Annotated in this window: 7 protein-coding genes; all 7 read right to left on the reverse strand. The window is 50.5% G+C overall.

All coding sequences use genetic code 11. From position 1 onward, the window contains the following. Positions 1 to 607: 607 nt before the first annotated feature. The gene (locus tag Q0482_RS05985) at positions 608 to 1,324 is read right to left on the reverse strand and encodes a hypothetical protein (RefSeq protein WP_299144645.1); all 717 of its coding nucleotides are present in this window, start codon (positions 1,322 to 1,324) and stop codon (positions 608 to 610) included. Positions 1,325 to 1,640: 316 nt separating this feature from the next. Continuing rightward, entirely contained in the window at positions 1,641 to 2,441 is an 801-nt protein-coding gene (locus tag Q0482_RS05990; RefSeq protein ID WP_299144648.1) for a hypothetical protein, read from the reverse strand. A gap of 923 nt (positions 2,442 to 3,364) precedes the next feature. After that, positions 3,365 to 5,014: a nucleoside kinase gene (locus tag Q0482_RS05995; protein WP_299144651.1), complete on the reverse strand. Its 1,650-nt coding sequence runs from the start codon at positions 5,012 to 5,014 to the stop codon at positions 3,365 to 3,367. Between the two features lie 368 nt (positions 5,015 to 5,382). After that, on the reverse strand, positions 5,383 to 7,851 hold the full coding sequence (gene leuS, locus Q0482_RS06000; RefSeq protein ID WP_299144654.1) for a leucine--tRNA ligase: 2,469 nt from the start codon (positions 7,849 to 7,851) through the stop codon (positions 5,383 to 5,385). Positions 7,852 to 8,520: 669 nt separating this feature from the next. Continuing rightward, a complete protein-coding gene (locus Q0482_RS06005; protein ID WP_299144657.1) occupies positions 8,521 to 9,078 on the reverse strand; it encodes a gamma carbonic anhydrase family protein in 558 nt (185 codons plus the stop codon). 827 nt (positions 9,079 to 9,905) lie between these two features. Beyond that, positions 9,906 to 11,183 carry a diaminopimelate decarboxylase gene (locus Q0482_RS06010; protein ID WP_299144660.1) on the reverse strand — a complete coding sequence of 426 codons (1,278 nt, stop codon included), beginning with the start codon at positions 11,181 to 11,183 and terminating at the stop codon, positions 9,906 to 9,908. 874 nt (positions 11,184 to 12,057) lie between these two features. Next, the gene (locus Q0482_RS06015) at positions 12,058 to 12,921 is read right to left on the reverse strand and encodes a transporter substrate-binding domain-containing protein (RefSeq protein ID WP_297000845.1); all 864 of its coding nucleotides are present in this window, start codon (positions 12,919 to 12,921) and stop codon (positions 12,058 to 12,060) included. Positions 12,922 to 13,009 lie beyond the last annotated feature (88 nt).

Below are 13,009 nucleotides of genomic sequence, written 5' to 3' on the forward strand. Positions count from 1 at the left end.
TCCTGTATGCTCAGCGTTGGCGCCTGATTCTGAGAGGCCCGCAATACTGTCTGGCGCGGATTTGAATCCGTGTTTTTGTGCTGTCTTTTTGCAGTCAAAAAAGCAGCTCCCCCATGGAGCTGCTTTTTCTACTACAAAGAAACCCAGTCTTCCCATCCCCTATGCCCAATGAGTTCGGTGTCTGCATGGTCTACGGCCGCTGCTGTACGAGGTACGACGGCGCGCGCCAGGCATGAGTCTCCCGTCATTTCTGCCGCGATAGATGTTTAAGTCCTGGATTTCTCTGCTGTTTTTTCTTTTACCCGCTCGGCCGAGTCAGGTGAGGGAGAAAAGCGGTACCATTTCCTGCTTTCCATCACCCCATAGAATCATTTCTTATGCGCACTTGGAAACATATGGAGTGATATCCGGTAGAACCGCGGGCTTTTCGTGCCCCTCTACTATATAAATAACGGCAGGGTGCGATTTTTGAAAAGAGTAAAAAAATTTTTTATCATTATTTCAAATAAAGGGAAAAATATGCTTATTGCATAAAGATATTCCCACGATATCTTTATTTTTAAGTTACAAATAAAGGTATCGTGGGAACTGTTTGGATTTGTACTGTTTATTTTTTGTTCGGAAGGATAAATCCGCTTTCTACTCCTTTGTTTGAATTATAGAAATGGAATTCATCATCTGCTAATTCTCTTATTAATTTGTCAGGTACTTCCATGCTTAAAATATTTCCATATCCGTTGACCCAGCGAATTGTATAAGGAACATTCAATATCACGCTGCGGGGGAAGGCATAATAAACCAGTCCGAAGCTGTGAGGCATGAGATTTTCGATTTCCTCAGGCATAGGGACAGGGCGGATGATCGTGCCGTCTTTGTCTATCACAAGTCTCTGCGTAGGAAGCTGTGGAGTAATGGCGCCACCGCCCAAGAGGGCGTTGCTGCCGTCTCTTGAAAAATTGGTCCATGTAGCTACATAAACCAGGTCATTATATTTTTCCATAATGGATTCAAAGTCCGCCGGAATATCAAGCAGTCTCTTTTCACCGCTAAAGGAAATGTAGCTGACGATCATTCTTGGAGTAACTAAGGAAATGGAGTTGGTAAATGCTTTTCGCCACTGTCTTCCGAATAGATCCGGGTATTCCTGATTTCCGTTGGATTTAAAAGATTGACCGTCTTCCCAGTATTCTGCATAGGTCTGCGGCGTTACATCCAGAAAGCTGACAGGCTTGCCCTCCTGTGAGGAAGCGCCCGGAATCGCTGCAAAAGCAATACTTGCAGACAGTGCAGATGCAATGAGTGTTGTAATGATTGTTTTTTTCATGGTTAATGCCTCTTCTTGTGAGCTCTTTCTTTGATACATTTGATTTCCCCTTTGGACCAGATTGGAGATGGTCAGAATTGCCTTATAATCTTGTCTCTTTCTATATTTTATATAGAAAATTGGAAAATATGTGAACGCGGTAAGCGGATAACGGATAATCCTATCTACCAGCCACCAGATCTAGCCCCGCCGACTGGTATTTACTTGAAGATGAGTCACTTACTCCGTGTACCAAGATTCTTCATTTCATTCAGAATGACCCTGTAAGGCGGGGCTTCCCGATCCCGATCCCGATCGCAACCGCAAAGCGGCTTCCCTAGATCTTTTCTATTCTCACCTTTTCATAAAGTCGATTATGGGCAAGTTCTCCATTGTCCTGGAAGATTGTTCCTGCCGTTTCATCTCCTTTTAGCCAGTAGAGGAACCAGGCGGTGACGTATCCATCGGCTTTATAGAGCATATCCCCATGGTCTGCGTTCTTACGGATGGCCATGACTTTGTAGGGCGAATCAATGGAGCGGCTGAATAGATAATTCAGTTCTTTGGCGGGAATAACGATATAGCTGTCGGTGAATCCATTGCTGGCCACATAGAAAATAGGAACTTTTACCTTTTCAGGGAAAAAATACCATTTCAGGCTCCTGGCAAGGGGCATCTGGGTGGTCGATTCGCTGACTACGGCTTTGTACAGTTCATGATGGGGCTGGACAGAGGCTGCATTGATAGCACCTACTCCGCCCTGGGAATGGCCGTAGGAGCCGATGTGGTCTTCATCTATATGATGATAAAAGGTGCTTCCTTCTCTTTCATTTTCGTCCAGAAGCCATACCAGACCTTTTTCTGCAGAAACGCCGGCCCAGGAGTTATCTTCTTCATTACCGATAACGATGAAGCCCCATGAAGCGAAATGCTCTGCCATAGCTTTGGCGCTGGAAGCGTGGATGCCGGTACCATTGCTTAAAACAAGAACCGGATACTGCTGATCCGTCTCCGGAAGCTCTGACGGATACCAGACTTCGTACTTCTTCCATGATTCATCAACAAGCTGTTCCAAATAGGCTGTGGAATAAGGGCCATGCTGCAGGTATTTCTTTTCCAGCGGCATGTCCGTTTTCACAGAAGTTTCATAATTGGATGGAACTGCTGCGGCCTGCACAGTTTCGGCGCCAGGAAATGGGACAAAAGAAAATGCTAAAATTCCTGCCCCTAAAAGAAGCGGCAGGGTGCGACGGAGTAAAGAAATCATGGATACTGCCTCCTGAATAAATGAGCATATGGAATCAATTTAAAATTAAGAATTTAGGATTGAGAATGAAGGTGCACGGCTCCGCCGTGAGTTTTTATAGTCAGCGAACAGTAAATAACGTAGAGGCGATAGCAACTAGCAGTTAGCTTCTAGCAGTTAGCTTTGTACGACTTGCCGCTTTGGATTTCATTATCGGTACCCAGCCCTTTGAAAGGATGAAAACCATACAACCGGGCTTCGCCCGTGGGAAATACACCCCCTCTTCCGCCTGCGGCTCCCTCTACCCACAGGGAAGCGTCTCACGGGGACCTCAGTCGTCTGACGACTCCCTGCGTTCCCCGTTCGCTTGCCACCCCGGTGAGGGCGATTTTCCAGGTGCTAAACATTGAGCTAAAAAATGAGCAGGAAGGGAAGCGTAGCAAAAAGGTGCCCCCTCCGGGGGTGGCAAAGGGACGGGATTTGTAGGCGAGCGTAGCGACCTGAAAATCCCGTGACATGCTTCCCAGCGGGCAAGGTGGTGCTTTCGGTCAGCCGGATAAAAGGTAGGCCCTTTAATGGGCAGGCTAAGGGCCAACTTCGACTGACTTGGAGACTCTATGCAGAGTCTCCACTCCAAAGGGGGTGCATTTTCTGCCGCTAAGGGCGGCATTCATAAGAGGCGCCGCAGGCGCCCACCACTGCCACCAAAGGCGGCTCCCTAGCTACCAGCCACAAGCTACCAGATCTAGCCCCGCCGAAGGACGGGGCTCCCCGATCCCGATCCCGGTCCCGATCGCAGCCGCAAAGCGGCCTCCCTACCGGTTCAGGAAGGATTTTCCCATGCCCTTATATCCCACAAATTCCCGAAGCAGGGATTCGCCGGGGACTATAGAGGCGTCCAGTTCCCGGAAGGGCCTAAGGAAGGCAAGCATCCTTCTGGCTTCCGTATAGGCGGGGCTGTTTCTTCCTATATCTTCCAAAAGGGGCCGGGCCAGTTTTTTGAGTACCGGGATTTCATAGAGGAGGGCGGTGTTAAAGACCACATTGGCCCGGTCCTGGTACTGGAAAATATTGCGTTCTTCCCCCCTTCTCACATTGTCCCAAACCATGAGGGTATGTTCCGGTCCGTTGCCGCGGAACTGGAAATCCCGCACCAAACGGCGAAGGAGTCGGGTGTCAGAGGTGGAGATGCGGTTATGGTCATTAATGGTAAGCTGGGTAAGGGCAGAAAGGTAGACGCGGACGCACTGGTAGCCGGGCACGAAGTAGGTGAGCTTCGGATTCAGGGCGTGGAGGCCTTCTACCAGGATGGGCTGGCCTTTACCCAGCCGGATGGGCTTTTCGTCCCATTCTCTTTTTCCGGTGATGAAATTAAACCGGGGCAGGTGCACTTCTCTTCCTTCCAGCAGGGCGGAAACGGTGTCTTCAAAGAGGGTAAGGTCCAGGGCTTCCAGATTTTCCCAGTTTCTGTCCCCCATTTCATCTCTGTTTCGGAAATAGTCGTCCAGGGAGAGCATGACAGGGCGGACGCCGTTCACCCAGAGGTGGACGATGAGCCGTTTCATGAAGGTGGTTTTGCCGGAGGACGACGGACCTGCCATGCAGACCAGCCGGATGGCCGGCTGCTGGCGGCAGATGAAATCGGCCAGTTCTGCCATTTTCTTTTCCTGCAGCGCTTCGGCTGTGGCCACCAGGTCATAGATGCGTCCTGTGTCGATGGCCCGGTTCAGTTCTTCCAGGTTATGGCAGCCGATGAGTTCGCTCCAGTTCTGGGATTCCAGAAATACCCGGGCGTAAAGAGGATCGTCCTTGCCGGGGGTAAGCTCTGTTTCTCCGGGGCCCGGAATCTGGAGAAGGAAGCCGGGGGCATAGGAATGGAGGGCAAAGGCGGTGATGTAGCCCATGTCCGGCAGCATGGGGCCGAAGTAGTAGTCAATGAGGCCTCCGCACTGGTCTACATCCAGTTCGGAGAAATCGAGCTGGGAAAGAAGTTCCGCATCTTCCGTGCGTCCTTTCATGCGGAGAAAGGCAATGGCCCTGTTTCTGCCTACCACCAGCTTTGTAATTTTTCTCCGCTCAGAAACAATGGATTTCATCCGGTCTTCCAGAATGGAAAGTTCCTTCTGCAGAGGGGTGTGTCCGTCCTTGAATTCGCAGTAAATGGATTTTCCCAGGGAGTGCTTCACTTTGACATCCGCTTTGTCGCCGTATATTTCTTTCACGCCGCATACAAGAAGCATGATGGCGGTGCGGCGGTAGGCCTGGTAGGCCTGCTTAGAGGAAAGGGGTATCCAGCGCACAGTGCCGTCTTTTATAAAGGGGGTCTGGAAATCGAGAATATCCCCGTCGCAGTCTGCCAGCACGGCGTCGTTTCTGCCCCGCTCCCCCTTCACCATGTTCCACAGGTTCTGGGGAGAGGCGCCGTCAAAGAAATCAAAACTTCTTCCTTCACAGGTTATATGCATGGAAATCACTCCTTTATGTGAAAATGTGTTTTTCTTTATTGTAGCACAGCCATAAAAAAGGTGGCAGCAGCTATGGACACGCCCTGCGGTGCACAGTGGACAACAACCGGCAGGATAATTCTTCCTCAAAAGTTGTGCTGAATCCATTGCCGCATACATCAAAAGAAGACAGTCCTTTGATAGGCAGGCTTCGGACCTATCCTCAGGGCTGTCGCCCAGCTCCTTTCTGAGAAAGGAGCCTGCGTTGCGCGCTTCCCCTCCCGCCTGATATGGTCAGTGAAGAATCTTGGTATACCATGATTAAACCGTGGTTCACAGCACCGGGAAACGAAAAAGCCGATGGCCAAGGCCACCGGCTTTTTGATGTTTTATTTTACTACGATATTCACGATACGTTTCGGCACTACGATAACTTTTACAATAGTCTTTCCATCGGTGAATTTCTTCACTTCCGGCAGTTCCTTTGCTTTCTCGCCGATTTCTTCGCGGCTCATGGCAACGGGGACTTTGATGGCAGCGCGGACTTTGCCGTTGACCTGTACGCCCAGTTCCACTTCGTCCACCACGAGAGCGGAGGCGTCGCAGGCAGGCCAGGATGCTTCGTGAACGCTCTTTTCCTTTTCGCCCAGTCCCTGCCACAGTTCTTCTGTAATGTGGGGAACGAAGGGAGCCAGGAGGATGAGGAGGTTCCGGAGAAGTTCACGGGCCAGGCTTTCTTCGATGGCGTCATGGCTTTCCACGAAGCGGTACATGTCATTCACCAGTTCCATAATAGAGGAAATGGCGGTATTGAAGGCAAATTTGCCGTCCAGGTCTTCGGTAACCTTGGAAATGGTCTGGTGCAGTCTTCTGCGGAGAGCTGTTTCATCTTCCGTAAGCTTTCCTTTGTTTTCCTTGGTGAAGTCCTGGTATTTGCCTGTAATAGCCCATACTCTCTTCAGGAAGCGGTAGGAGCCTTCCACGCCCTGGTCGGACCATTCCAGATCCTTTTCCGGAGGCGCAGCGAAGAGGATAAAGAGGCGGGCGGTGTCGGCGCCATATTTCCCTACGATTTCTTCGGGGGATACTACGTTGCCTACGGATTTACTCATCTTGCCGCCGTCCTTCAGCACCATGCCCTGGCAGAGGAGGTTGGTGAAAGGTTCGGAGTAGTCCACCATGCCTTCGTCCTGCAGTACTTTCATGAAGAAACGGGAGTAGAGCAGATGGAGGATGGCGTGTTCGATACCGCCGATGTACTGGTCTACAGGCATCCAGTAGTTGGCCTTGTTCTTATCAAAGGGTTCCTTTTCATTGTGGGGATCGCAGTAGCGGAGGTAGTACCAGGAGGAATCAATGAATGTATCCATGGTATCCGTTTCACGGGTAGCGTCGGCGCCGCACTGGGGGCACTTCACATGGAGGAAGGTTTCACTGGTTTCCAGCGGGGAGGTAGCACCGGCTACGAAGTTGACATCGGTCGGCAGTTTCACCGGCAGATCTTTTTCCGGTACCAGCACATTGCCGCAGTGGGGGCAGTGGATAATCGGAATGGGGCAGCCCCAGTAGCGCTGCCGGGAAATGAGCCAGTCCCGGAGGCGGTAGTTGACTTTGCCTTCGCCGATGCCCATATCTTCAAATTTCTTTGTAATGGCTTCCCTGCCTTCTGCAGAGGTGAGGCCGTCGAATTCGCCGGAGTTTACCAAGTATCCGTCGGCGTCGTAAGCCTTGTCCATATCTTCCAGGGTAAGGCTCCTTGCCTTGTTCTGCACCACCAGTTTCATGGGCAGATGGTATTTCTTTGCAAATTCAAAGTCGCGCTGGTCATGGGTCGGAACGGCCATGACGGCACCGGTGCCGTATTCATAGAGAACGTAGTTGGCAATCCAGATGGGCACTCTTTCCCCGGTGAGAGGATGGATGGCATAGCTGCCGGTGAACATGCCCAGCTTCGGCGCATCTTCCGCTGTGCGGACGATGTCATTCTGGTTTCTCATTTCCGTAATGAAAGCTTCCAGTTTATCTTTTTCCGGATTTCCGGCAATGAGTTTTTCCACCAGCGGATGTTCCGGTGCCAGTACCATGTAGGTTACGCCGTACACCGTATCCACACGGGTGGTGTATACGGGAATGGAATCATCCATACCTTCCACCTTGAAGGAGAACTGGGTGCCGGTGGAGCGGCCGATCCAGTTTCTCTGCATGGTCTTAACTCTTTCCGGCCAGCCGGGCATATGGTCCAGATCAGCCAGGAGGCGGTCAGCGTAGTCCGTAATTTTCAGGAACCACTGGGACAGGTCCTTCTTCACCACCGGATTCTTACATCTCCAGCAGCGGCCTTCTTCTACCTGTTCATTGGCCAGTACGGTGTGGCAGGTGTCGCACCAGTTGACCTTGGCTTCCTTCTTGTAAGCCAGGCCTCTCTTGTAGAAAATTTCAAAGAGTTTCTGGGTGTGCTTGTAATAGTCTTCGCCGCAGGTCAGAACCTTCCTGTCCCAGTCATAGGACAGGCCCAGTTCCTTCTGCTGGCGGGTCATGTTGGCAATATTGGAATAGGTCCATTCAGCCGGCGGAATGCCATGTTTGATAGCCGCATTTTCTGCAGGCATGCCGAAGGCATCAAATCCCATGGGATGAATCACATTAAAGCCCTGCATCTTTTTGAAACGGGCCACCACATCGCCGATGGAATAGTTTCTTACATGCCCCATATGAAGATTGCCGGAGGGGTATGGGAACATCTCCAGCACATAATATTTTTTCTTAGAGGGATCCGAATGGGTCTCAAATGCTTTGGTATCCTCCCAGATTTTCTGCCATTTTTTCTCAATCTGCTGAGGAACGTACTTTTCACGCATATTTTCACCTTCCACAAAAATAATGAACCATCATCATTTTTTATATAGTTAGTATTTATTATATAGCTCATGGAGGGAAATAGTCAAATAGAGGGCCGCGAAGCGGCCCGGGTTCAAAGGGTTCAGAAGGTTCTGCCCGCGTCCAGCGGGCGGGTTCAAAGGGTGTTATCGCCGCTTCGCGGCGATGAATATAAAGTAAACGTTACGTGTTTTCTCTTAGTGTCACCAGTACTGCATGACGAAGTGCCAAAGCCTTCTTCCTCTGGAAGAAGGTGGCGCCGCAGGCGACGGATGATAGCAGGCCTTTCACAGAAAGGCCTGGGCCCCTAAGGGGCCTAAATGACACATAACGCTACGCGTCGTATATTCGGACCTATCCTCAGCCCTGTCGGGCAGCTCCTTCCTGCAGGTGGCAATCCTGCATAGGATTGCCAAGTCAAGCGACATTGGCCCTTAGCCTGCACATTAAAGGGCCTTCCTTTTAATCGCTTGACCGTAAGGAGCCTTACGTTACGTGCTTACCTCTTCTGTCAAAGCTGCTGCATGATGAAGTGCATTAGCCCCCTTCCTATGGAAGGCAGAATCCCTGCCGAACGCAAAAAGACGTCTCCATAAAAAATCATCCCGGAAGATTTTCCGGGATGTTTTCTATTTCATCATGAAATCAAATTACACAATCTTTTCTCCATGATAGAGTTCGCCGTCGATGTCCGGTTTCACACCGTAGCCGATAGCCCATTCGCATTTGTACTTGATAGCCTGGGCATGGATATTTTTCATGCGGTCGATGGTACGGATCACTTTGGCCGGAACGCCTGCTACCAGGGAGTTCGGCGGAATCACAGTGCCTCCAAGGACAACGGCGCCGGCTGCTACGATGGAGCCTCTGCCGATTACAGCGCCGTCAAGAATGGTGGCATGCATGCCGATGAGTACATGGTCTTCAATGGTGCAGGCATGCACTACAGCGCTGTGGCCGATGGTTACATAGTCACCGATAATGCAGGGATGGTCATCTGCCACATGGAGGCAGCAGAGGTCCTGCACGTTGGAACATTCACCAACGGAAATATAGTTTACATCCCCTCTGGCAACAACGCCCGGCCAGATGCTGGCATACTTGCCTACTCTGACATCGCCGGAAAGGAAGGTGTGGGGTGCTACAAAAGCATTGGTATCAATCTGTGGAATTTTCCCATTGAATTCCACTGTGGATAAAGTATACATAAGAATACCTCCTAAAAGCTTAAATGCATTTCGATATTTCTATGTAAGTATTGTAACACATTCCTCCCCTATTTGCTATGACATTTTTAGATTTTTCTCAATTCATATAACTTAAATACATTATTAGATAAAGGGCGGCGGCTGACGCCGCAATATAAAAAGGGGCGCGCCTGTCGGTGCAGGTTGTGTAGAAGGGTTGTGTTTCAAGGGGCAAGAGAAAGGTTCAGAGGGTTCAGAAGGTTCAGAGGGTTCAAAGGGTTCTTAGGGTTCAAAGGGTTCTTAGGGTTGACGCCCGCTTTGCGGGCGAGGGTTGTGGATTGCCGCTGCGCGGCAATGATTATGAAGTCAGCGTTACGTGCTTACCATTAGTGTCACCAGTGCTGCATGACGAAGTGCTGAAGCCTTCTTCCTCTGGAAGACGACAGTCCTGCAGAGGACTGTCGAGTCGGGCTAATATTCGAGTATAGCCTGCACACTAAGCGAGCACCTTAATGCCCGACGGTGGCGCCGTCAGGCGACGGATGATAGCAGGCTTTTCTTTGAAAAGCCGAGGCCCCGCAGGGGCCTGATTTGAGGCAAACGTATTCTTGCATATATTCGCATATATTCGGACCTATCCCCACCGCTCCGCCCAGCTCCATTCCGGTCGGGCAAACAAAAGGAAGGCCCTTTTATGGGCAGGCTAAGGGCCAACTTTGCCCGACTTGGCAATCCTATGCAGGATTGCCACCAGCGGAAGGAGCCTGACGTTACGTGCATACCATATCTTCCCTATTTCATGAAAAAAAGCCACAGGCTCAGAGTCTGTGGCTTTTCGGGTTAAGAAATTATTCCTTAACCACTTTTGCTGTATTTTCTTTCAGGTTCGGGAAATCAAGGGTGGCGAAGAGGTCGAAGAGGGTTTCGTTGCGGCGGATCTGCTGTACGCTGCCGTCTTCATGAACCATGATTTCCTGATGGCGGAGACGGCCGTTGTAGTTGTAGCCCATGCTGTGGCCGTGAGCGCCGGTGTCATGGATGACGATGAGATCGCCGGTTTCGATTTCCGGAAGGGGGCGCTGGATGGCAAACTTATCGCAGTTTTCGCAGAGGGAGCCCACCACGTCATATACATGGTCTTTGGGCGCATCCGCCTTTCCCAGCACGGTCACATGGTGGTAGGCGCCATACATACCGGGGCGCATGAGATCTGCCATGCAGGCATCTACGCCGATGTAGTCCCGGTAAATGTGCTTGTAATGGATGGCTTTGGTAACCAGGAAGCCATAGGGACCGGTAATGGCGCGGCCGCATTCGAAGCAGATACGGGTATGGTCAAATCCCTTCATCTTCTGTTCAAAGAGCTTCCTTGCCCCTTCTCCCAGTCCTTCAATATCTACCGGATCCTGTTCCGGACGGTAGGGAATGCCGATGCCGCCGCCGAAGTCGATGAAATCGACGGTAACACCCTTTTTATCCCTGATTTCATTGGCCAGGTCAAACATCATGGAAATGGTGCCCAGAAGGCCCGGCAGCTCCAGCTCTGCGGAAATAACCATGGTATGAATGCCGATGTAGGAAATGCCCTTTTCTTTAGCCCAGTCCACGCAGGTCATGAGCTGCTCCTTGGTCATGCCGTACTTTGCTTCCTCCGGCTTGCCGATGATGGCATTGCCTCTGGCCAGTTCCGGTCCCGGGTTGTAACGGAAGCAGATTCTTGCCGGAACGATATGGAGCCGCTCCAGGTCGTCCAGATTGGACACATCGTCCAGGTTGATAATAGCACCCAGTTCATTGGCTTTGATGAATTCTTCATCCGGTGTATCGTTGGAGGAGAATACGATTTCCTCGCCTTTAATGCCTACGGTTTCAGACAGCACCAGTTCTGCCATGGAACTGCAGTCGGAGCCCACATGCAAGGTTTTGAGGCTTTTCATGATCCATGGATTCGGAGTTGCCTTCACAGCGAAATATTCATGGAAATTGGGATTCCAGGAAAAGGCTTTCTGCAGCCGTTTTACATTGTCAAGAATGCCCTTTTCATCATAAATATGGAATGGCGTGCCATATTTGGCAGCGATATCACGGATTAATTCATCGGAAAATGGAATCGTCTTTTTATTCATGGATAGGCCCCTCTTTCTATTTTATCAGGAAAAATCATCTGAAGTTAGCTAATTATAACATACGTGTATAGTCTTGACCATATCTGTATTCATATCTTTCAATTAAATTTTATTGAAATAAGGGTTCACTTGGACACGCCTTCGGCGTGAGGGTTCAAAGGGTTCAAAAGGTTCAAAGGGTTCAGAGGGAAAGGTATCGCCGCCTTTGGCGGCGATGAGTTTTATATGCCGCTCCGCGGCAAGCGTTATGGGATTAGCTTTTGTGTCTCCAAAGCCGCATGACGGAGTGCGTTAGCCCCCTTCCTTTGGAAGGGGGTGTCGCCGGAGGCGACGGAGGATAGCGGCCTTTTGAAAAAAAGGCCGAGGCCCTGAAAGGGCCTAAGATGGCTCATAGTGGCTTGGATCTATCTTCAAGTGTTCCTCAGCCCTATCGGGCAGCTCCTTCCAGTGGAAGGAGCCTTACGTTACGGGATTGGCTTTTGTGTCACAAGTGCTGCGTGACGTAGTGCGTTAGCCTTCTTCCTCTGGAAGAAGGTGGCGCCGTCAGGCGACGAATGATAGTAGGCTTTTCAAAGAAAAGCCGAGGCCCCGCAGGGGCCTGATTTGAGGCAAACGTATTCTTGCATATATTCGCATATATTCGGACCTATCCTCAGGGCTCCGCCCAGCTCTTTACGTTCGGGCGACAAAAGGAAAGCGCCCTTATGGGCAGGCTAGGCGCCTTACTTCGCCCGAACTTGGCAATCCTATGCAGAATTGCCACCGTGAGGAAGGAGCCTTACGTGACTGGATTCCCCTTTGTGTCTCCAGTGCTGCATCCTTCTGCCACTAAAAAAACTGCAGCGTCCCAAGCGCTGCAGTTTCCTTATTTCATTTATTTCTTATCTGCATTGGAAACAGCTTTCTTGCTGTATTCTTCTGTCCACTTCTTGAAGTTGCCGTTGTCCGTATTTTCTTTGATGACTTCGTTAATCACAGCCACCACATCTTCGTTGCCCTTCTGGATGGCAGCGGCGGAGTTTTTCACGGCTCCCGGGAATTTGACGTCGGAGAACATGAGGTCATCGTTGAAGATGACATACTGCTCGCCTACGATGCCTTCCACCACCAGACCGTCCACTTTGCCCTGTTTCAGTTCCAGTACTACTTCCGGCACGTGAGCCAGGCCTACGATCTTGGCGTCTTTAATCTTTTCCTTGGCCAGTGCTTCCTGGGTGGTGGATTTCTGGACACCGATGGTCTTTCCGTAAAGGTCTTCTACAGTCTTGTACTTGTCTGCATCGGCCTTCCGGATAATGACTTTCTGTTCTGTAGGCAGGTAGTCAGCAGAGAAATCCATGGATTTCTTTCTTTCGTCCGTGGGGTTAATGCCTGCAATGGCTACGTCCACCTTGCCGCCGGTGAGAGAGGAAAGGAGGGCCTGGAAGTTCATGTCCTGTACTTCCAGTTTCACGCCCAGCTTGTCAGCCACTTTCTGGGCCAGTTCCATGTCGATGCCGATAACCTTCTTTTCGCCGGAAGAGGTATCTACAAATTCATAGGGAGGATAGCCGGAAGCGGTGCCTACCACCAGTTTGCCGCTGGATTTGATTTTCTTCATGAGCGGGCTTTCTTTCTGGGTCTGGGAGCCGGCGCTCTGGCTGGAGGAGGATCCGCCGCCGCAGCCTGCCAGTCCGAATACAGCCGCTGCTGCCATACCTAAAGCCATCATTTTCAGTAAATTCTTTTTGTTCATCATGTTCATACATCCCTTTCTTATTTCTGTAACGGATTTCGTTTCTTAACTTGCATAGAGTTTAGCATATTTATACGAGTATGTCAATATT

This window comes from uncultured Dialister sp. (genome assembly GCF_937959425.1).
GTDB lineage: Bacteria > Bacillota > Negativicutes > Veillonellales > Dialisteraceae > Dialister.